The sequence below is a fragment of the Cyclobacterium lianum genome (assembly GCF_900143075.1).
Classification (GTDB): domain Bacteria; phylum Bacteroidota; class Bacteroidia; order Cytophagales; family Cyclobacteriaceae; genus Cyclobacterium; species Cyclobacterium lianum.
In genome coordinates this window covers 78,142-99,298 of the sequence record NZ_FRCY01000017.1, presented here as the reverse complement: position 1 = coordinate 99,298, position 21,157 = coordinate 78,142, and the positions used below count along the sequence as shown (strand labels likewise).

Below are 21,157 nucleotides of genomic sequence, written 5' to 3'. Positions count from 1 at the left end.
TAACTCATATACAAGGCTGTTTGTAGAGTAGGAAGCTTGTTATCAATTTCTATCCCGCGAACTGTACTATTTGTCCCCTCATCTACAGATTTCAGATCGTCAGTACTCAATGATCAGTTCTCCCCTGGCCTTTTTAAGTTCGATTCTGGCAGTGGTCGCGTTGAACAGCGATCTCAGGTAATTGATCCTGGCGGTCCTCAAATCGGTTTCTGCCTGTATTACCTCCAGAAAGTTTTTTATCCCCTGCTCATATTGCAGGCTTATGGTCTCGTAGATTTCTTCAGCAAGTTTCCGGTTGCTCTTTTGTGTTTCGAGCAGGAAAAGGCTGTTTTTATAGGCACTCAGCGCTTCCTGCACTTCCAGGCTTACCTGCAGGATCAGATTTTCCTGTGCCAAACGAATATTTTCAAGATCCAGCCCTGCCATTTTAGCATCATATTTGCGCCTGCCCCCCAGGAAAAGCGGAAGGTTAAGCTGCAGGCCAAAAAGGGAAAATGAATAAATCTGATCGAAGAGTTCACTTCCCACAGGACTCAGAAAGAGAAAGTTGTAGTCGTAGAAAGCAGAAAGGTTTGGTAGGTAGCGCCTTTTCTGATAGTTTATTTCTGCCTGCTGTAGCGCTTCCTCGCTTTTCAATTGCCGGAATTCAATGCGTTCCCGGGGTTGGAAAACCCGTAGGGTATCAGGGGTCAGTTGCTCCTCCAGCCCCCTGGCGGTGGCCTGCACCTTGAGCTCAATATTCTCGTCCAATCCTATCCAGTACCTCAAGGCAGCCATCTTTATTTTTTCTTCTTCCTGATACTGGTACAACTGGCTCTGGGTATTCTGTAGCGTAATGGTAGCTCGTTTTACATCTATATTGTCTGTCAGACCTGCCTCCAGCTGCAGCTTTGCATCTTCCAATTGCCTGGATTGCCTCCTGATATCTTCTGCTGCTAACCTGATCTGTTCCCGGGCCACAAACACCTCATAAAAAGCGCGGCTCAGGTTGGCGACCAATTGTATTTTGAAATCTTCCACTGTCTGGCTAGCAGCCAATTTCCTGTCAGGCGCCTGCTCACTTATCCGAATAAGGTCATTATTGATCAGGTTTTGGCTGAGGGAAAAATTCAGGTTGGCATTGTGCGGAACCCCGGTCCTGACTTCCTGAAATTCACCGGACTCGGGATTGTCAAAATCAGGAAAGATGGCCACCGGTTGCTGAAAATAGCGGTTCAGTGAACCATCCAGATTGAGCTGCGGTAACCAGGCTGCTTTTCCGGATTTGATGGAGTAGCCTGTTTTTGCACGTTCATTAAAGAGTTGCTGTAAAAGCGGTTGGTTTTCGAATGCCAGAGAGATCGCTTCCTCCAGGTCCAATTCCATTGTTTCCTGCTCCTGGGAGAAAACCTGTCCTGCATGGAACATGTAAAAAGTAAATATGACAAACAATGTCCTCATCAGGTAGCATTTATCGGCTGTTGGATCGGGAAGGTTAAAGATTCTGAATTTCTCAAAATAAATTGATTTTACCAAAACAGCAAGCTTAAATGAGCTATTCCACCAGTTTTTCGCTCCTTTCCCAGAGTCGCTCCCTCAGTTTTTTAGATTCGGCAGTCTGGGAAGGTCTTGCCACTTTAGATTTCTTGAAATAGGCACCATTCTCACCAGGTACTTTTGGGGTACTGGCCAGGAAGATACCGGTTTCTGCTCCTTTTTTCGGACTGATCATAAAGGGCTTAAAAAGCTTGAGCAGTAGTTTAAACAGGCCTTTGCTTTGCTCCCCGAAGTTGGTATTGACTACACCGGGATGCAGGGAATAGGCTGCTATCTTTTGATCTCCGTATTTCTCTGCCAGCGACTTGGTGAAAAGAATGTTAAAGAGTTTGGCATTGGCATAGGCTTTAAAAGAGCTGTAGCCCTTTTCAAACTGCAGGTCATTCCAATTTACCGATGCGGCTTTATGGGCTTCAGAACTGACATTGATGATCCTTGCACCCTGATCTTTGGTCAGGAGCGGCATCAGCTCCTTTGTAAGCAGAAAGTGACCCAGGTGGTTGGCCGAAAATGTCAGCTCCAATTGGTCTTTTGTCTGGATTCTTTTTGGGAATATGCCTCCTGCATTGTTTATCAGCACATCCAGGCTGTCGGTATGGCTGCGGATCTCATCGGCAGCTTTTTTGACGGAAGACAGATCCGCCAGGTCACAATGAATCGGAATGAATTTGTTGTCTTTTTCCGGAATGTTCAGGCTTTGAACAAGGGTCCGGGCTTTACCGAGGTTTCTGACCAATAGAAACACCTGGTCAAAATTCGTTGCGAGGGCCTTGACTTTTTCCGCTCCTATTCCTGAGGTAGCGCCTGTAATTGCGAGTTTCATGCTGGTGAGGGTTTGGTAAATAAAGACAACGCCCCCTGTAGGTCGATTGTTCACTTGTGCTTGCAGATATTTTAGGTTTGCCTTTCTCGCAATACCTTTCCGGTACTGTTGTTTGCTATTTGCCGGACTTCGGCCGCAAAGACGCATGCGATTGCCTGAAGTACAGCAAAGATAGGGGGATGCCGTTGGCAAACAGATGTCAAAGGATCAGGCTCAGGATGCTCTTTGCCTGCATGCTGATTGGGTTTTCATGGCCGAAATGCAGCAGGTTAGCTGGCATTTTGAAACGCAATCAATTAATTTTCCCTATTTTTGTTTAGAAAAAAAGCTGCCAGGCTGATGGTGGTTAATTTATCATTTGATAGTAAAAATTTACAGGGTTGTGGTTCAGGGGCATACAAAATTCAGTAAGCCTGCATGGGTCCAATCGCAAGATTATCCGGAGTGGAAGACAAAAAATTTATTGATATCAGGAAAGTGATTCAGGAAAAGAATCCTGAATTGATGAAATGGATGCCAGGCTTTGTGCTGAACTATATAAAAAGGATCGTGCATGAAGCCGAAATAAACCAGATCATGGCCAAACATGGTGATCTGAAGGAACTGGACTTCGTCAATGCCCTGGTAAAGGAGTTTGGTGCCGATATCGAAGTAAAAGGCGCCGAAAATATTCCTGTAGACAGAAGTGTGATTTTTGCATCCAATCATCCGCTTGGAGGATTGGATGGCGTGGTGCTCATGCATGTTTTGGGCAAATACAGAAAGGATCTCAGGTTCCTTGTCAACGATGTGTTGATGCATATTCCTCATTTCGGTAGACTTTTTGTGCCGGTAAACAAACATGGCACGCATGGAAAGCGGGGTGCTGAAGTCATAGAGGAGACTTATGCATCCGAAAATGGCATCATTGTATTTCCTGCCGGCCTGGTATCCAGAAAGCAGGAGGAGGGAATCCGGGATTTGGAATGGAAAAAGAGTTTCATCAACAAGGCAAAAAAATATAAAAAAGATGTAGTGCCGATTTACATAGAAGGGAGAAACTCATCCTTTTTTTATAATTTGGCACACATTAGAAAAAAAATCGGTGTGAAAGCCAATATTGAAATGTTTTATTTGGCGGATGAAATGTTCGGTCAAAAAAACAAAAAAATTGTAGTGCACATAGGAAAACTGATTTCTTACAAGTATTTTGATGCCTCCAAAACGGACAAATACTGGGCAGAAGAGGTCAAAGAAATAGTTTACAGGATTGTCCAAGACAAGTAGGATTTATGCAAGATATTATCAACCCGATCGACCGGGAGGTTATACAGAGTGAATTGACGCCAGAGCGGTTTTTAAGATATGTAAACAATGGAGAAAATGAGATTTATCTGGTCAATCACCACAATGCACCCAATGTAGTCAGGGAAATAGGCAGACTGCGGGAAGTATCCTTCAGGGCAGCGGGCGGGGGTACAGGTCTTGCCCTGGACATTGACGATAACGATACCTGCCAGAATTGCTACGAGCAGCTAATCGCCTGGAATCCGGAAGATAAGGAGATCATTGCTGGTTACCGCTTGATCAAATGTGCAGATGCTGGGCTTTCGAGGAATGGTTCCGTTAATTTGTCTACTGCCCACCTGTTCAGGTTTTCAGATCGCTTCATTAAAGATTACCTGCCCCACACCATAGAGCTGGGCAGATCCTTTGTCCAGCCCAAGTATCAGCCAAGCGTGGATAACCGAAAAGGAATTTTCTCACTGGATAATCTGTGGGACGGTCTGGGCGCTGTGGTCATGCTCAACCCGGATGTCAAATACCTTTTCGGAAAGGTCACCATGTACCCCCACTACCAGGCCAGGGCCAGGGATTTGCTGATCTATTTCATGAACCATTATTTTCCGGATAAGGATGCACTTATCCTTCCTATAGACCCTCTGGGATACAAAACAGAAGAGAGTAACTTCCGTGGATTTTTTGACGGACTCAGTTACAAAGAGGGATATAAGCTGCTCAATACAACTGTGAGGTCGCTGGGAGAGAATATTCCACCCCTTATCAATACCTACATGAATCTGTCTTCAACCATGAAGACATTTGGCACTGCCATGAATTACGAATTTGGAGCTGTGGAGGAAACGGGTATTTTGATCACCATTTCAGACATATACGAATCCAAAAAGCACCGCCACCTGGAGACTTTTGAAAGGGACCGTCACTTTGGTGTGAAAAGTAAGTGACCGGCAGAGGGATCGAAATGAGCAACAGATGCAAGTAAAGACGCTGGGCCGTACAGGTTTAAAATTTCCTCCGATCATTTTCGGGACTAGTGCCCTGGGCAATCTTTTCCGTGCCTATCCAAAAGCAGAAAAAAAAGCCATACTGAGGGAAATATTCCGGCAAACAGCGCCACATACCGTATTTGATACGGCAGGTAAATATGGGGCCGGCCTTGCCCTGGAGGTACTTGGAGAGTTTTTGGCAGAATCCGACATTTCCAGAGATCAGGTGATCATAACGAACAAATTGGGATGGATGCGTGTGGCACTAAAAAGCCCCGAGCCCACCTTCGAACCGGGTGTTTGGAAAGGACTCCGGCACGATGCGGTACAACAAATAAGTGAGAAGGGTATTCTGCAATGTTTTGAAAAGGACAATGCGCTACTTCAGGGATACAGGCCTCAATTGGTCTCTCTTCATGATCCGGATGAATTTTTGGCAGCAGCAAGCGATGAACAGGAGAGGGCAGACCGTTGGCAGCAGGTTAAAGCCGCATTTACAGCACTTAGCCGGCTCAAGGAGCAGGGTAAGGTAAAGGGAATCGGCGTTGGAGCGAAGGACTGGACCGTCATCCGGAAGATTTATGCGGAGGTTCCGCTTCCGCTGGATTATGTGATGTTGGCCAATAGCCTTACCATAATCTCTCATCCACCGGATCTGCTGGACTTTGTTGCCATGCTGCGCAGCCACCAGGTAGGTATCATCAATGCAGCCATTTTTCAGTCTGGATTTTTGGTGGGAGAAGACCATTTTGACTACAAAAAAATAGATTCGAAAAGCCCCGAAGGACAGAAAAAGTACGAATGGCGGGAGCAATTTTTTGGCACATGCAAAAGGCATGACATAGCGCCTTTTCATGCCTGCATACAGTTTGCGCTCTCCGTACCGGGCGTCTGCAGCCTTGCCCTTAGCATTTCCAAGCCTGATTTGATCCGGAAAAACCTTCAGGCCGCCGAAGAAAAAATTCCCAAGGCATTTTGGGAGGAGTTAAAAGATAAATCCCTAATTTCCCGATTGGCATTTATTTAATTTCAATAATCAATGACACAAAACCCATGAATCAGCAGCCAGCACCACCCAGGGCCGAATTGATTTCCAGGAAGAACTTTTGGCCTTTTCTTTTACTCACGACCTTATTCATGCTTTGGGGCGTGGCCCACAACATGACAGATACCCTCCTGGCGGCATTTAAACGGATCATGAGTATGACGGATTTCCAGACTTCCTGGATCCAACTGGCCTTTTATGGATCTTACTTTTGTCTGGCACTGCCGGCTGCGATATTTATCAGAAAGTATACGTACAAATCCGGCATTCTGCTGGGGCTGGGATTATTTGCAATAGGCTCGCTTTTGTTTTATCCCGCAGGCATGATGATGTCCTATGGCTTTTTCCTTTTGGCGCTCTATGTCCTTGCAGGAGGATTGTCCATATTGGAAACGGCCGCAAACCCGTACATTTTGGTAATTGGCCCTCCCGAAACGGCCACCCAGCGGCTTAATCTGGCGCAGTCATTCAACCCCATCGGATCGGTTCTGGGCGTATTTCTGAGCAAGGTTTTTATTTTGTCCCAACTGAATACAGCCGAAGCCGCCGACCGGGTCAACATGAATCCGGAGCAACTCAAAGCCATCCAGGCCGAGGAACTGGCCGGAGTGGTAAGTACCTATGTGGGAGTGGCACTATTCCTGATTTTTGTCTGGTTTGTAATCAAAGTAGTGCGGATGCCGGTGGCCTCTGAGATCGTGGAAAAGGACGGGATTATTGCCGGATTCAGGAGATTGTCCAAAAACAAAAACTATGTAAGAGGTGTGATGGCCCAGTTTTTTTATGTCGGTGCTCAGATCGGTGTCTGGTCGTTTACCATCAGGTATGTGATGGCAGAGCTGGATATGATGGAAAGTGATGCTTCGGACTATTACCTGGCATCCCTGGTCCTTTTTGCACTTAGCAGATTCCTCTTTACCGCTTTGATGAAATTTTTCAAGCCTTCGCTGTTGCTGGCGTTGTCCGCTTTTGTGGCCATTTTGCTGAGCTTTGTGGTCATCTATGCCAGTGGTATGCTGGCTGTGATTGCGCTGGTTTTAATCTCGGTTTGCATGTCGCTGATGTTTCCTACCATCTATGGCCTTGCTGCAGAAAACCTGGGTAACGATACCAAGCTGGGTGGATCGGGACTGATCATGGCCATACTTGGCGGGGCATTGATCACCGCAGCCCAGGGTCAGGTTTCTGATATCAGCGGCAATATCCACCTTTCCTATTATGTTCCCATGATCTGTTTTGCGGTGGTGATGTATTTCGGAATATCTCACTACTTTCATAAACCGGAATCAAAAGAAAAGACCATGGCCCTTTAGGTCGCCCAGGTCCTGCTATTGCTGGCCCGGTATTATTCAAGCGATTGAGCCAGAAAAAAATACAAATAAAATGCCCCGCTGACCGGGTGGGGCATTTTCTATGAGTCTGCCTAAGAGGAAAATCTACCGGCTTCAGACTTCGTAAAATCCAAAATACTCGCGGGCATTATTGTAGCAGATATCTTCTACCATTTGTCCCAGCCATCTTTCATCTGCGGGGAGTTCTCCGTTGGTCACGTCCTGACCGATTAGGTTGCACAGGATCCGCCGGAAATATTCATGCCTCGGGAAAGAAAGAAAACTCCGGCTGTCTGTCAGCATGCCCACAAAACAACTCAATATGCCCATGTTTGACAGTGTGTTCATTTGTTTCTCCATGCCATCTTTCTGGTCCAGAAACCACCATCCGGAGCCAAACTGTACTTTTCCCTTTACAGAGCCATCGTTAAAATTTCCGACCATGGTCGCCATTACTTCGTTGTCTGCAGGATTCAGGTTATACAATATGGTTTTGGCGAGCTGATCGCTGCTGTCCAGATTGTTCAGGTAGCTGGAGAGGGCTACACTTTGGGGGAAATCACCAATGGAATCAAATCCAGTATCGGGGCCCAGTTGCTTCAGCATCCGCTGGTTATTATTTCGCAATGCCCCCAGGTGATATTGCTGTGTCCAGCCTTTGGCATGGTACATTTTGCTTAGTGCAGTGAGGGTCATGAATTTAAAGAACTTTGCCTCCTCTGGCTGGGGCACTTTGCCGCCCAGTACGCTGGAAAAAAGGCTCGAGATGTCGTATTTGTTTTCATCAAAGAAATACATTTGCTCCAGGCCATGGTCGGCCAGCCGGCCACCATTTTCATGGAAATAAGCCACGCGGTTTTCCAATGCAGCCAGCAGGTCATCGTATTTATTGATTTCAATCCCGGAAACCTGGGCCAGTTTATCCAGATACAATTGGTAGCTTTTTGGATTTTCTACAGCATAGGCCTTGTCCGGCCGGAAAGCGGGCAATAGCTTAAGCGCCAGGTTTTGTTTTTTGGCGCTTTGGTGGTATTTCAAGGAGTCTATGGGATCATCTGTGGTACAGACAACCTCTACGTTCATTTTTTCAAGCAAGCCTCTGGTACTATAATCCGATTCCTGTAATAATCCGGTACTGGTCTCATAGACCTGGTCTGCCGAGCTTTCGTTCAGCAACTGATCTACTCCAAAGTATCGCAACAGCTCAAGATGTGTCCAGTGATACAGGGGATTACGCATGGTATGAGGAACAGATTTTGCCCAGACTTCAAATTTTTTCTTGTCGGAAGCCTCTCCCGTGATGTATTTTTCATTTACACCGAGGGTGCGCATGGCCCTCCATTTGTAATGATCTCCCTCCAGCCAAATGGAAGTGATGTTTTCAAACTGCCGGTCGGTGGCGATATCCTGTGGGGACAGGTGACAGTGATAGTCGATGATGGGCATCTTTTTGGCATGATCGTGATAGAGTTTTCTCGCAAAATCACTTTTTAAAAGAAAATCATCGGTCAAAAAGGTGCTTTTAGTAGCATTTAATATGTTCTCCATTTTATCTAGACTTTTTTAATCGCAGTAAGTATAAAGATTAATTTGCTTTTAAACCAACAAACAAGGCATTTAAGCAATCGATTGCACAAATTAATTTAAAATTTTACGTAATGCTACTTTTTCTTATTTTTATAAGTTAAATTTCCTAAATACAGGTAGATAAATATCGGAAATAGACAAAAGGGTATTTATTTACTATCAATTTTACGGAATTTAAACAAGTCAGTAGCCAGACCAGGAAAATATGATTTTAATCAACAGAAGAGGATTTATCAGGAAAGGAATTCAATTGGCAGGAATTCCTTTTGTGTATCCATTTTTCCGGCCCGAAATGACAGCCATTGCTGCCAAAAACCTGAAGTTAAGCCTCAATGCCTACTCTTTTAATGCGGCGCTCCGTTCCGGTTCATTGTCCTTAGAGCAACTGTTTGACTACTGCGCCGGGGAGGGATTTGCGGCAGTGGATCTTACGGCCTACTACATTCCTGATTATCCGGAGGTTCCGGCAGACCAGGTGCTGTTTGGTATCAGGAAAATGGCCCATCACCGGGGCTTACACATCAGCGGTACCGGGGTAAGGAATGATTTTACGCTGACAGACCGTACGCTTCGGATGCGGGAGATTGATTTGGTCAAGCGTTGGGTAGTAGCCGCAGCCAAATTAGGCGCTCCGGTCCTGAGGGTATTTGCCGGTCCAAGTCTGAAAGATGGGGAGCGTTGGGAAGAAAAGGCAGAACTGGTGATTGCGTCTTGCCGGGAATGCGCCCGCTACGCTGCGGAGCATGGTGTGATCGTAGCCCTGCAAAACCACAACGAATTTGTACAAACTGCGGAACAGGTAGATTATATTATGGAGGGAGTAGGGGAAGAATGGTTTGGCCTGGTGCTGGATATCGGGAGTTATTCCCAGCATGACCCTTATTCGGAGATCAGCAAAAATATTCAATATGCTGTTAACTGGCAGATAAAAGAAAATGTAAATCATTTCGGTAGCCAGAGAGCCGTTGACCTGGAGCGGCTGATGGCCATTATCCGGAAAAGTGATTACCAGGGTTATTTGCCTATAGAAACGCTGGGTCCTGGAGATCCTTTTGAAAAGGTCAGCAAGTTCCTTGGTAATGTAAAATCAGCACTGCGCGGAGCGGGATTGGCTGGTTGATGTTTTTTTGGCAGATTGAACACCGAAGCAATTTCCTATTGCGGGCTGATGTTTATCTGCCTTTGATTCAGGGCGTATTTATACGCTTTGGATCTTAGCAATCGGAGATCTGATTGATTTCGGAAATAAAATAATGCTTAAGGCATAAAAAAAGGCCTGGAGCAATTCCCAGGCCCTTTGTATTCATTGTTGTTTTAATCAATAACCGGGATTCTGAGGGAAATTGGCTTCATTTCCATCTGTACGGTCGATTTGGTTTTGAGGGATGGGTCTTAAAACATGATAGTCTTCAATTCCGATAGCTTTGGAGTTGTGCGCAGTCACTCTCTCGACCAGGATACCCCACCTTTTGAGGTCCAGCCACCTCTGTTGTTCTCCCAGAAGTTCTCTCGCCCTTTCTTCGATGATCATTTCCATATCCATTTCGGCCGGGGTGATTTCCATTTGTTCTTCCCTACCGGGGAAGGCAGCCCTTCGTCTGACCACATTGATATTTTCAGTAGCTTCTGCAATCTTATCCTGCCTCAATTGGGCTTCTGCCAGGAGCAAATAGGTATCTGCCAGCCTGAAAGCGATGTAATCTCTTCCACCTTCAAATTGGGTCAGGTCCACTCTTCCCGGATCCATGTGTTTTTTCATTGTAGCAAAGAGCCGCTCAGTATAGGCACTAGGTACCAGTACCTGATAGGGTTTCCGGGCCCTTTCCTCCTCAGACATTTCATAGCCGGGAACATAAATGGCTGTGTCTCCCGCAGCGAAAGTCACCTGATCCTTGGACTGGTCAAAGGTCGTGTTGAAGGTGCCCGGATTATTGGAATAATATACCTGTTTGAAGGAATTTTCGTAGCGGCTGTCATTTTCGCGGTCTGCAAAAATCACATTGTAGGTATAATCGGTAGGCATGTAGCGTTTAAAAGGCCTGCCGTTTTGAGTATCTCTTCTCATTCCGGGTTGCACATCGTATTCCATAAGGAAAAACACGTGCGAATTGTTTCCCCCTCCATTTGTCAACTGATTTCGCCCGTATTGTACAGCGAAAACGACTTCGTCATTTACCTCATTGCCAAAAGCATGCACATCGCCAAAGTTATCCAGAAGGCGGAAGCTGTAATTGTCGATCACCGACTGCAGGAGTGGTTCGGCATTGGCAAAATCATCGTTTTCAGCAGCTTCAGAGGTACCTTTGGTGAGGTAGACCCTACCCAGCAAATGCTCTGCTGTAGCCCGTGTGGCCCTGCCGTAGTCGCTGGATTGTCCCACATTTTCCAGATCCGGAATAGCCGCCTGCAGGTCATTGATGATGGCAGCATAAATATCGGCCACCGGAGATCGGGTTACTTCAGTGGAAGGAACAACAGACTCGCTGAGTTGCAGATCGACCGGGCCAAAAAGCTGGACGAGGATAAAATAGTGGTGCGCACGGATAAATTTGGCCTCGGCAATTCGTCTGGCTTTTATTTCTTCTGAAAGCCCTTCCACTTCAGGAGCCCGGTCTATCACTGCATTGGCGGTATTGATACCCTGGTAAAATTGATCCCAAAGTTCACGAACGTGGGCATTTTGGGAATCAAAATCGGAGGTATAAAAATTCATGAATTTAAATCCTCCATCCGCACCGTTGGTGTAGGTGTCGGTACCGAATACGGTAAAATTGTTTCCCCTTTCGGTGCCGTACCAGGCCCTGAAGGAACTGTATGCAGCATGCAGGCCATCATTCAATCCTGCGGGGGTGTTCAGGTAATCATTTCCTATATTGGAAATCACCTGCTCTTCCAAAATGCCTTCGCAACTAACCCCAGCAAACAGGGCAGCTCCCATAAGACTGATCTTGGAATACTTAGCAATTATATTTTTGATTGTTGATTTCATTTTTCAATAATTTGAGGTTCCACTTTAAAACTTAGCGTTGATACCAAAGGTAATCTGGGTTACAGCAGGAGCAATATTGGAATTGATCACACCGCCTTCTACACCCTGTTCTCCGTCAATAAAAGTCTCAGGATCAATTCCCGCATGGCGGCTCCGGTATTCGGAGAATATAAAGGGCTGCTGCACACTGGCATACACCCTCAGGCTCTCCATTTTAAGTCTCGAAACTGTGGCTGCGGGCAGTGTATATCCAAGATTGATGTTCCTCACCTTTAAGAAAGTACCGTCAAAGTATTGTAGCGAGCTCGAATATTTGGGGAATTCCTGGTTGGCATTGGGACGAGGATAATCGTTGGTAGGATTATCAGGGGTCCAGTAGTCTACATTCAGGTTATTGTACCTGCCTGCCAGGGCGTTGAATCCACCGGTATGGAAAGCACTTCTGATCATTGAACCTACTCTGCCAAAAAGGAAAAAGGAAAGATCTATTCCTTTATAGGAAAAACGGTTTGTGATACCTCCGCTAAAATCCGGAACGGCTGAGCCCAGTATCTGTCGGTCGTCTGCGTTGATTTGACCGTCATTGTTGGTATCTTCTATTTTAATCAGACCTGGCTGGTCACTGTAAACCTGGGCTTCATCCGCCTCGTCCAGTTGCCAGATACCAATTTTGTTCCAGTCGAAGAACACCGTTAACGGCTCACCGACAAATCGTCCGGCACCAACATCATCTCCGTCTGCCAGCTCTAAAATCTCTTCCCTGTTTCTGTTGAAGATGAAATCCGTTGACCACCTGAATCCACCTCTATCGACGTTAATGGTATTCAAGGTCAATTCAATTCCTCTGTTCTGGGTTTTACCAATATTGGTAATATAACCGCCAAATCCGGTGGAATTAGGTAGCGGTTGGGGAGCCAATAGATCTGTAGTGGTGGTAACATAGTATTCTACTGTACCGGAGATTCTGCCCTGAGAAAGCACAAAGTCCAGGCCTGCATTGGCCGTGGTAGACGTTTCCCATCTCAAATCGGGATTACCTATGGTCCCCGGTCTGTACCCGAAAGCCGCTGTGCCTCCAAATTCGTATGCGGTACGGGCAAGTAAGGGCTGGGTCTGATAGGGGTCGATCCCCTGGTTGCCGATGGAACCGTAGCTGGTTCGCAGCTTCAATTGGTCCAGGAAGGTACTTCCTGCCAGAAAATCTTCATCGCCAATATTCCATCCAAAAGCTACAGAAGGGAAGTAGCCAAACCGGTTGTTTTCACCAAACCTGGAGGAGCCGTCGGCTCTGACCGTAGCGGTCAGCAGGTATTTTCCCTTGTAGTCATAATTCAACCTACCCATGTAGGATAATAGCGTCCACTGAATGAGGTCGGTATTTGCCCCTGTTATCTGGCTGGCATCACCCAGGCGGTGAAACAATTGACTTTCCGCAGGAATGCCCAATACATTGATACTGGAAAACTCCCGGTTATCCTTCTGAAGAGACTGCAGGCCTGTAAACTGAAAAGTGTGGTTTTCATTGAAGATCTTGGTCCAGTTAAGGATGTTTTCCAGGGTATAGTTTACCTGAAATTCTTCTGAAATGCTTCCGGTAGGATCTCCGCCCCTTCGGTTGTTGGTCTGAGATCCGATAAATCTACCACTTCGCCTAATGGTAATGTCAGGGCCAAAATTTGTCCTGAAAGTCAAACCAGGAGTAATTTCCCAAAGCGCATAAATGCTGTTAAATATCCGGTACCTTTTGGTAAGGTCTTCGTGGGCACCTGGAACGATCTCCGCCAGAGGATTGGTCCGTAATCCATCCTGAGTAGGCTGAAAATTAATGGAGCCATCGTCATTAAAGGTCTTGCCCAGCGGGTTTTCCTGAAGTGCGCCCCCAAGCGGGTTGAAGTTTTCGCCATTTCTTTCGCTGTAGGTAAATAAAGTAGATGTACCGATACTGAATTTATTATTCAACTTGTGATCGATATTTGCCCTGAAGGAATAGCGGGAAAAGTCTTGCAGTTTGACCACACCCACATCGCGGAACATATTGCCAGATAGGAAAAAAGTGGTTTTTTCGCTGCCTCCGGAAACACTTATCTGGTGACTCTGAATAGAGCCTGTCCGGGTAAGTGCATCAATATAGTCAAAACTTCTGCCCAATCTGATGCTTTCCAATTCGTTGGGCTCAAAAAGTCCCTCGTCAGCTTCCTGGGTGGCCGGACCTTCAGGGTACTCACCTACGGCTCTTCTGGATTCTCTTTTATACTCGGCAAATTCCTCGCCGTTAAAATTCTCGATTCTTCCCAAACTCTTGTTGATACCGTAATAGGAATCAACAGACACCACAGTTTTGCCTGCTTCTCCTCTCTTGGTGGTGATCAATACCACTCCATTGGCTCCGCGGGATCCGTAAATAGCTGTTGCGGAAGCATCTTTCAATACTTCCATGGAGACGATGTCCTGGGGGTTGATATCGTTGATCCCGCCGGCGATAGGAATATTGTCCACAACGTATAAGGGATCATTGCCGGCATTAAAGGATCGGCGGCCACGGATCCTGACCTGGGGTGCAGATCCGGGTTTGCTACCCGCCTGGGTCACATCTACTCCGGTAGCCCGCCCCTGTAGGGCCTGCCTGGCGTCCACAATGGGAAGTTCGGCTATCTCTTTGTTGCCAACTGAGGAAATGGCACCCGTCAATTGACTTTTACGCGTGGTTCCATAGCCGGTTACTACCACTTCATCCAGGTCCGAAACATCCGGCTCCAACTGTACATTGATTTGAGACTGGTTGCCAATGGCTACCTCTTTAGGGGCATATCCGATAAAGGAAAATACCAAGGTTCCACTTGCCGGTGCAGAAATGGAATAGTTGCCATCCAGGTCGGCAGCTACACCGGTAGACGTGCCTTTTACCAGCACGGATGCCCCGGGGATGGGCATTTCGTTTTCATCTGTAATCTGTCCGCGGACCTCCACATTTTGCGCTTGGGTCAACTGGATACTTAAGGCCATTGCAAATAGCAACAAGCCTGTTTTCAGGTAAGTTTTCAAGGTCATAATTTTAGGTTTGATGTTAATTGATTGATTTTCTGCTGGTCCGGCACCTGGTGCCAGTCACCTTGCAGCATGGTTTGAGTTTTCGGTTTTGCTTACATAATTTTACTTTAAGGATTTGTTGTAAGATAGTTTTAGGTCGTCAATTTAATAATTAATTGGTGAAAGATTTTATTTTTGATTACAGAACAACAATCGATTGCATAAATATACATAAACGGTTTCATCTTATTTTTAATGGTTTAATGATTATTTATTCGATCGGGTCAAATTTTTTTCTGAACCAGTCTAATGGCAGTAAAGTCAGGGTTTTCTGTACGCAATCAAATGAATATAACAGTAAAAAAGTGTTCGTATTAGGGGTATAAAAAAAGGCAAACCATTCGGTTTGCCTTTTGCCGGGAGCGGGAATCGGATTATTCCAGCTCTTTGATCTTGATGTTTTTGTAGTGAACTTCGTCACCATGGTCCTGCAGAAGGATATGGCCTTCTTCTGCCTCTCCGAAATTTTCCCAGACCTTGTATTTGCTATCTGCGACCAGGTCTCTGTAGGCGTCTGATCCTCGGGTATATTCCACTACTTTAAGGCCATTGATGTAGTGCTCCACTTTATTGTCCGGATACACGATGATCCGTCCTTTGTTCCATTCCCCAATAGGTCGCACGAAGCGGGATTGTTTGTCCGCCTTGATCAGGTCATACAGGGAGGCCAGGGTTCGGTTGCCGTCTTTGCCTTGCTTTGCATCCGGATGTCTCTCATCATCCAGGATCTGATATTCCAGACCTATGGCCGATCCGGAGTTATTTTCATTGAGTGTCACAAAGTATTTTACACCACTGTTGGCACCCTCTGTCAATTTAAAATCGAAGGCAAGGTCGAATGCGCTGTATTTATCTACCGTAACGATATCTCCTGCATTGGCCGATTCCCTTCCGTCAGAAGCCTCGATTGTCAGGACCCCGTCATTGATGGTCCAGCCAGACTCGGGGAAGGTCTCTGCCCGGGCGCTTCTCCAGCCTTCACTGCTACTGCCATCGAAAAGGAGTTTCCAGCCATTTTCTTCCTCATGGGGAGTGAGTTCGTTGTCTACCGTACTCACCACGAATACATCATTTTCAAATGGGGTAGGGGTCAGGTCTTCGGTTTTGATGCGGATGTTTCTGAAATAGGTTTTCTTACCTGCATTTTCCGGATTGTTTCCAATGCCATGTACCTGCAGACCAATAAAGCCGGACTGATCCATCTCGTCCACCAGGTAGGCCACTTCCTGGCCATTCACCCAGGTCTTAAGTGTATTGTCGATAAATTCAATCCTGTAGGTGTTGAATTCGCCTAGTTTAAAAGCACTCCGGGCATCCGGATTATAAGACAGCGGATACAACCAGCCTCTTCGGGCTTCATCGTAAACGCCCCCGGACCAGGCCCTCTCCTTGGGATCGCACTCTACCTGATAGCCGAAGACCCTTCCCTGGCCATCGTTGGCATCCGGATTGTACTGGCCTCTTACCATCACTCCGGAATTGCTCGATTCATCGTCTACCCGGATCTCCAATTCAAGGATAAAGTCTTCGAAGGTTTGCTCGGTGACCAGAAAAGTGTTGGGGGTATTGGCTACTGCTGAGCCGACGATTACACCGTCTTCTATGCTAAACTCCGCTTCTCCATCCAACTGCTTCCATCCATCAAGGCTTTCACCATCAAAGAGATTTGTCCATCCCTCTCTGGTTTCTACAGTAGGTTTGCCACAAGCTGCCAGGAGCAGCGTGAGCAAAAAAAGCAGGCTATAACGTTGTTTGTTCATAATAGGGGTTATTTTAAGTGTTTTATAGTAAATAAATGATGATCATTTTCTTTTTTCATTGCAGACAGTAAATATAAACAATATACTTAGATTTAATAAGTTCGAGACAATCGATTGCATAAATCAGCTGTGAGGGTGATGTTCCACAAATTTGTTTAAGTATTGTATTTTTAAAGGGCAAAAGTGCAGCAAGCAACTTAAAGGTTTGGTAATTTGCCTGCAAATGATCCGTAAAAAGTATTTTTTATCGGTTCTTACATGCTACAGCGGCTTGGGATGAGCTTTTGGAAGGCTGGCAGAGAAATAGTTGATACATATGGAAGGAGTATTTGATTATTGGGAGTTTTTAGCAGGTATAGGCCTGTTTTTATGGGGAATGAGCCAGTTGGAACAGTCCCTCAGGGAGTTGGCAGGAAACTCATTCAGGGACATGCTTCACAGGTTTACTGACAGGTCCTGGAAGGGCATTCTGGTAGGAACAGTGATCACGGCCATTCTGCAGAGCAGCTCACTGGTCACGCTGATGGTCCTGGCTTTTCTCGGTGGCGGGTTAATCAGTTTACGCAATAGTCTTGGTGTGGTATTGGGTGCCAACCTGGGGACTACGTTTACCGCCTGGGTAGTCGCCACATTTGGTTTTAAGATCAGCGTATCAGATTTTGCCTTTCCTTTTCTGGCCATCGGTGTCATGACTTACCTTTTTATGAACAGCCGTCCGTTTCTTAAAAATATCGGCGTATTTTTACTGGGCTTCGGATTATTGTTTCTGGGACTGGATTACATGAAACTGGCGATCGAGGATTTCGCTGCCACAGTGGATCTGAGCGCTTACAATCATTACGGACTCTGGCTGTATTTGATTGCCGGTATTTTTATTACGGCAATGATTCAATCCAGTTCGGCCTTGATCGTAATTGTCCTGAGTGCCCTGAATGCCCAATTGATAGGTATCAGCCAGGCCATGGCTATGGTGATAGGCGCCAATATTGGTACCACTTTCACGCTGGTATTGGGGGCTATCGGAGGTACTGCTGATAAAAAGCGCCTGGCATTGGCCAATTTTGGATTTAATTTTCTCACTGGCTCCATTTGTTTTTTTCTGATCGACCAGCTGATTGCGGTGTCGGTATTTCTGTTTGAGATCAGCGATCCACTTATGGAGCTGGTTTTCCTGAATTCACTGATCAATGGCCTGATGATTCTGGGCTTTTTCCCTTTTCTGACAGCCCTGGAATCCTGGTTGAAAAGAAGGTTTCGGTCTGATGTCCCCGGAGGCAGCACCAGATATGTCAAAAGTGTGCCTCTGGATCTGCCTGCTGTAGCCATGGTGGCGCTGGAAAAGGAAATGGACGGCATGCTAAAGGATACATTGAAACTGGTCTGGAAAATCATACACAAGCACAAGAGTCCCAAAAAAGATGCCTCTGTATGGAGAAAAATCACCTTTCAACCCAAAAACCTGCTATTGGATTATCAGCAGCTCAAAAACAGGGAAGTGGAAGTCTTCCAGTTTGTCCTTCATCTCCAGGAAAAGAACCTGACGGCAGGCGAGGTAAGCCGGCTATCGGAACTGACGCAAACCCTGCGTCTGCTGGTCCTGGGTGCGAAAGAATTTAAAGATATCGTTCATAATCTGAAGGAAATGGAGGATGCTTCAGAACCGTTCGTAGCTGAAATTCTTCAGAGCCTGCAGGGAGAAGTGAAGGATTTTCTCACTGTCTTTGAGGATTACGTTGCCATGAGAGAAACAGATGAATCTGTAGTCCAGACCGTAAGAGCCAGGTTGAAATCCAACTACTCCAGCCTGCTTCAGCGATTGTATAGTCAGCTAAAAACAAAAAAAGCAGATGTGAGTATTTCTACCATGGCCAATGTGATCGAGCAGGTATTTTCCGGACTGGCGCAGGTATGGGAAGGGATTGCATCCATTCGTAAAAGCAAAATGGATTCTGTGAAGTAGGCAAAGTCCAGGTATGGCACCTGAGCGGTTGACCAGGCTCAATGCGATGAGTTTGTTAGTAGTGGTGTTTTTCGCGGGCGGTAGTAGTAGACCTGACCTGATGGGGGCAAATGCCCGGCCGGATTTTATACAGGTCCGGCCGGGTGGAAAAAATGGCTATTCAAATTTTACGCTCAGAACGGGAATGTCTGATTTAAACAGGACGGTATCCGTGACTCCGATCTGGTAGGAAGCATTGGTTTTTCTTACATTTGAAGCAATGCCAATGATTCCGGCATTTTCCTTTTCTGCGAAAGCCACTATTCCCTTTTCCGCATCCTCATGGTTGAAAATATGGCGGTGAATGATCAGGTCCTCCTGCCCGATGGCATATTTCCGCATTTGCTCTTCCGCCTTTCCACTGTCTGTAAATTTAGAAGGGGTATTGATAAACAGGAAATAAACCGAAGCGCCGATATTTTTGATTAGGGGCTTCATCCTGGTAAAGGCCGGCTTGCTGACTTCGTTAAACAGAGAGGCAAATACCATTTTTTTCATTGCCCTGCCATCCAGTACTTTTTTAACGGCCAGTACGGGACAGTTTGCATTTCGCATTACCTTCTGGGTCGTAGAACCGATAAATTTACCCTCCTCATATCCCTTACCATATGCGCCGATTACGATCAGGTCAGCTTTTTGCTTGTGTGCCAATTCCGTCAATACCTGATTTGGAACACCCACCTCTACCAGACCTTCAACAGGAGTGCTTTTTACCTTATGGTCTAGTATAAAGCTTTTTAACTTATCCTTTGCTTCCGCCTCCAGGTCCAGGATTTCAGGGTATTTGGCCTTCTCTTTCTCAGAGAGATTTTTCCAATCCAGATCTGATGTAATTACATTTACACAGGAAATGCTGGCATCTCCTCTTGCCGCTATCTTTGCGGCGCTGAGAAAGGCGTTTTCAGCATACGGAGAAAAATCTACGGGAACGATGATGCGTTTCATGATTATGGTTTTTTGGTTAGAAGCTATATTTTGTCCCGGAAAAACCGCCAGGTTTTTCCGGGAAATACGCGGACACTCGACTTTCCGGTACTTTTCAAAATAAACAAAAGGCTTTTACAAAAAACATGATCAATGTCACGTAATTAAATGATAGATAGAGAGGTTTTGTTTTTATCCTTAACGGGCGGATATGAGCTTATAATTTTCCTACCTGTATATTTTTAAATGCGATGCTCATCTCATTATTAGGGTGAAGCTGAAGTCCTATAGGACCTTTGTCCGGCATGTTTTCTGAGGTGTAGGTCATTACCTCCTGCCCATTGATCCAGACGGTGTAGGTCTGATCCACAAGCTTTACCTTCATTGTATTCCAGTCCTCCCTATCCAATACCTCTTTTACCCCTTTCGCTTCTACGGGGTAGGATTTTCCGGGAATGTAGGGTGATGCGGTCATGTCTCTTTTCAGGGATCCTGAAATTCCAATCTGGATCTGGTCTTTTTCGGATCTGAGGAAAATACCCGAGTCAACGGTGCCGGTTCCCATCAGAAAATCCATTTGAAATACAAAATCACCATACTCTTTTTTGGTCCAGAGCGTAGAACCGGTTTTGGTAGGATCATTTTCCACCGTTATGTTGCCGTCTTCTACGGACCACCATATGTTATCTTCCGGTTCTACCGTCCATCCTTTCAGATTTTTGCCATTGAATATCGTTTTCATTTTTGGCTCCTGGGCATAGCTGCCCTGCGCGATTAGAAAAACAATCAGCAGTAGGGGTAAAATGCTCTTTCTTTTCATGTTATTTGGGTTTTTAATTAATGTATCTGATTTATAGTTTAATTTTATAATGTTTTTTTGCGGATAGTGAAGGCCTTTGCGGGATTGGTCACCAACAGCTTACGGATATCGGACCTGGTAAAGCCATTTGCCCGCAACAATGGAATAAATTCCCTGGATATGGTGGTGTATTCCCTGAAATTACCACCATTCTCTTCGCCGGGGCTGTACCAACCTCCATCATGAGAAATCAAAACCTGATCCAGATAGCCCTCCTTTTTTAGAAATTTAAGTTTTTCCAGATACGTGTTCTGATTTTCAGGTTGGATGCCGTCCAGGCTTATCCACACACCTTCTTTGGCCAGGAGGCTATAGCGTTCCATGTCGCGCTCGTTTTGGGCATGAACCCAGATGAATGCAGATGGATGGATGCCATTATCCTTCAATATAGCGACTTGCTGGCTGGCTGGCAAATAGGGTCCGGTGTGAGAAGCTATGGTCAGGCCGGTTTGCAGGTGGGTGAGGCCTGCAGCCAAAATGAGCTTTTGGTGCATGTCTGAGAGGCTGTCACTATTCACCCCTATTTTGATAAATCCGGGCCTGATGCCGGTATGGTCAATCCCTGAATCCCATTCGGATATCCAGATATCAGCCAGCTCCCTTGCAGAGAGCGTATGAGCTTGTTCCGGAAGATATTTGTTGTCAACAGCGCCATAGTAGCCGGTATTGGTAAGGATTTGTAGTCCGGTCCTTTCTGATAATGCCAATAGCAATGCAGGGTCTCGTCCCAGATAGGCCGGAGTGCATTCTATCAGGCTGTTGAGGCCAAGTGATTTGATTTCGGCAGCATAGGGAGCAACCGTTTTAAGTACTTCTTCCTCGTCCCAGCGGGAAGAAGAGATGCTGTCTGCCCCGATAAAATCTACCAGGACATGTTCATGGATCAGGGTTTGTCCCAATTGATTGGCTGGAATCGGTCCTTTTACGGTCATAATCGTTCCTTTTTGGCA

The 21,157-nt window shown here is 46.0% G+C and carries 15 protein-coding genes; 6 read left to right on the top strand and 9 right to left on the bottom strand.

Annotation, left to right across the window (positions count from 1 at the left end; all coding sequences use genetic code 11):
• Positions 1-99 precede the first annotated feature (99 nt).
• A complete protein-coding gene (locus BUB19_RS20555) occupies positions 100-1,440 on the bottom strand; it encodes a TolC family protein (protein ID WP_143156115.1) in 1,341 nt (446 codons plus the stop codon).
• Between the two features lie 94 nt (positions 1,441-1,534).
• Complete coding sequence (locus tag BUB19_RS20550) at positions 1,535-2,359, bottom strand: SDR family NAD(P)-dependent oxidoreductase (protein ID WP_073097333.1); 825 nt, start codon at positions 2,357-2,359, stop codon at positions 1,535-1,537.
• A 417-nt stretch (positions 2,360-2,776) separates the two neighbouring features.
• Between BUB19_RS20550 and BUB19_RS20545 the strand changes: the two genes are divergently transcribed.
• The 4 genes from BUB19_RS20545 to fucP are packed head-to-tail and all read left to right on the top strand — an operon-like array spanning position 2,777 to position 6,984.
• Positions 2,777-3,625, top strand: coding sequence for a lyso-glycine lipid O-acyltransferase GlsA (locus tag BUB19_RS20545; RefSeq protein WP_073097331.1), 849 nt, complete (start codon positions 2,777-2,779; stop codon positions 3,623-3,625).
• Between the two features lie 5 nt (positions 3,626-3,630).
• Positions 3,631-4,584 carry a glycine N(alpha)-acyltransferase GlsB gene (locus BUB19_RS20540; RefSeq protein ID WP_073097329.1) on the top strand — a complete coding sequence of 318 codons (954 nt, stop codon included), beginning with the start codon at positions 3,631-3,633 and terminating at the stop codon, positions 4,582-4,584.
• A 28-nt stretch (positions 4,585-4,612) separates the two neighbouring features.
• Positions 4,613-5,653, top strand: coding sequence for an aldo/keto reductase (locus BUB19_RS20535; RefSeq protein WP_073097327.1), 1,041 nt, complete (start codon positions 4,613-4,615; stop codon positions 5,651-5,653).
• Between the two features lie 26 nt (positions 5,654-5,679).
• Positions 5,680-6,984, top strand: coding sequence for an L-fucose:H+ symporter permease (gene fucP, locus BUB19_RS20530; RefSeq protein WP_073097326.1), 1,305 nt, complete (start codon positions 5,680-5,682; stop codon positions 6,982-6,984).
• A gap of 132 nt (positions 6,985-7,116) precedes the next feature.
• Here fucP and uxaC read toward each other — a convergent pair whose 3' ends face one another.
• Entirely contained in the window at positions 7,117-8,550 is a 1,434-nt protein-coding gene (gene uxaC / locus BUB19_RS20525) for a glucuronate isomerase (protein ID WP_073097324.1), read from the bottom strand.
• 244 nt (positions 8,551-8,794) lie between these two features.
• Here uxaC and BUB19_RS20520 point away from each other — a divergent pair, with 244 nt between their 5' ends.
• The gene (locus tag BUB19_RS20520) at positions 8,795-9,709 is read left to right on the top strand and encodes a sugar phosphate isomerase/epimerase family protein (RefSeq protein WP_073097322.1); all 915 of its coding nucleotides are present in this window, start codon (positions 8,795-8,797) and stop codon (positions 9,707-9,709) included.
• A 198-nt stretch (positions 9,710-9,907) separates the two neighbouring features.
• Here the strand turns inward: BUB19_RS20520 and BUB19_RS20515 are convergent, their stop codons facing one another.
• The 3 genes from BUB19_RS20515 to BUB19_RS20505 all read right to left on the bottom strand — a co-directional run bounded on the left by BUB19_RS20515 (position 9,908) and on the right by BUB19_RS20505 (position 16,425).
• Positions 9,908-11,578 carry a RagB/SusD family nutrient uptake outer membrane protein gene (locus BUB19_RS20515; RefSeq protein WP_084097507.1) on the bottom strand — a complete coding sequence of 557 codons (1,671 nt, stop codon included), beginning with the start codon at positions 11,576-11,578 and terminating at the stop codon, positions 9,908-9,910.
• A 24-nt stretch (positions 11,579-11,602) separates the two neighbouring features.
• The gene (locus BUB19_RS20510) at positions 11,603-14,626 is read right to left on the bottom strand and encodes a SusC/RagA family TonB-linked outer membrane protein (RefSeq protein ID WP_073097321.1); all 3,024 of its coding nucleotides are present in this window, start codon (positions 14,624-14,626) and stop codon (positions 11,603-11,605) included.
• Between the two features lie 413 nt (positions 14,627-15,039).
• Positions 15,040-16,425, bottom strand: a complete 1,386-nt coding sequence (locus tag BUB19_RS20505; RefSeq protein ID WP_073097319.1) for a 3-keto-disaccharide hydrolase — start codon at positions 16,423-16,425, stop codon at positions 15,040-15,042.
• 316 nt (positions 16,426-16,741) lie between these two features.
• Here BUB19_RS20505 and BUB19_RS20500 point away from each other — a divergent pair, with 316 nt between their 5' ends.
• Positions 16,742-18,385, top strand: coding sequence for a Na/Pi cotransporter family protein (locus BUB19_RS20500; RefSeq protein ID WP_073097318.1), 1,644 nt, complete (start codon positions 16,742-16,744; stop codon positions 18,383-18,385).
• Positions 18,386-18,541: 156 nt separating this feature from the next.
• Here the strand turns inward: BUB19_RS20500 and BUB19_RS20495 are convergent, their stop codons facing one another.
• From BUB19_RS20495 to BUB19_RS20485, 3 genes are all read right to left on the bottom strand, one after another.
• Complete coding sequence (locus tag BUB19_RS20495) at positions 18,542-19,369, bottom strand: universal stress protein (RefSeq protein WP_073097316.1); 828 nt, start codon at positions 19,367-19,369, stop codon at positions 18,542-18,544.
• A 196-nt stretch (positions 19,370-19,565) separates the two neighbouring features.
• Complete coding sequence (locus BUB19_RS20490) at positions 19,566-20,168, bottom strand: 3-keto-disaccharide hydrolase (RefSeq protein WP_073097314.1); 603 nt, start codon at positions 20,166-20,168, stop codon at positions 19,566-19,568.
• A 44-nt stretch (positions 20,169-20,212) separates the two neighbouring features.
• Complete coding sequence (locus tag BUB19_RS20485; RefSeq protein ID WP_245802916.1) at positions 20,213-21,139, bottom strand: phosphotriesterase family protein; 927 nt, start codon at positions 21,137-21,139, stop codon at positions 20,213-20,215.
• Between the last annotated feature and the right edge of the window lie 18 nt (positions 21,140-21,157).

Bases quoted from the DNA above. Each gene is read 5' to 3' on its own strand.
- BUB19_RS20555 (WP_143156115.1), bottom strand. From the start codon at position 1,440: ATGAGGACATTGTTTGTCATATTTACTTTTTACATGTTCCATGCAGGA.
- BUB19_RS20550 (WP_073097333.1), bottom strand. From the start codon at position 2,359: ATGAAACTCGCAATTACAGGCGCTACCTCAGGAATAGGAGCGGAAAAA.
- BUB19_RS20545 (WP_073097331.1), top strand. From the start codon at position 2,777: ATGGGTCCAATCGCAAGATTATCCGGAGTGGAAGACAAAAAATTTATT.
- BUB19_RS20540 (WP_073097329.1), top strand. From the start codon at position 3,631: ATGCAAGATATTATCAACCCGATCGACCGGGAGGTTATACAGAGTGAA.
- BUB19_RS20535 (WP_073097327.1), top strand. From the start codon at position 4,613: ATGCAAGTAAAGACGCTGGGCCGTACAGGTTTAAAATTTCCTCCGATC.
- fucP (WP_073097326.1), top strand. From the start codon at position 5,680: ATGAATCAGCAGCCAGCACCACCCAGGGCCGAATTGATTTCCAGGAAG.
- uxaC (WP_073097324.1), bottom strand. From the start codon at position 8,550: ATGGAGAACATATTAAATGCTACTAAAAGCACCTTTTTGACCGATGAT.
- BUB19_RS20520 (WP_073097322.1), top strand. From the start codon at position 8,795: ATGATTTTAATCAACAGAAGAGGATTTATCAGGAAAGGAATTCAATTG.
- BUB19_RS20515 (WP_084097507.1), bottom strand. From the start codon at position 11,578: ATGAAATCAACAATCAAAAATATAATTGCTAAGTATTCCAAGATCAGT.
- BUB19_RS20510 (WP_073097321.1), bottom strand. From the start codon at position 14,626: ATGACCTTGAAAACTTACCTGAAAACAGGCTTGTTGCTATTTGCAATG.
- BUB19_RS20505 (WP_073097319.1), bottom strand. From the start codon at position 16,425: ATGAACAAACAACGTTATAGCCTGCTTTTTTTGCTCACGCTGCTCCTG.
- BUB19_RS20500 (WP_073097318.1), top strand. From the start codon at position 16,742: ATGGAAGGAGTATTTGATTATTGGGAGTTTTTAGCAGGTATAGGCCTG.
- BUB19_RS20495 (WP_073097316.1), bottom strand. From the start codon at position 19,369: ATGAAACGCATCATCGTTCCCGTAGATTTTTCTCCGTATGCTGAAAAC.
- BUB19_RS20490 (WP_073097314.1), bottom strand. From the start codon at position 20,168: ATGAAAAGAAAGAGCATTTTACCCCTACTGCTGATTGTTTTTCTAATC.
- BUB19_RS20485 (WP_245802916.1), bottom strand. From the start codon at position 21,139: ATGACCGTAAAAGGACCGATTCCAGCCAATCAATTGGGACAAACCCTG.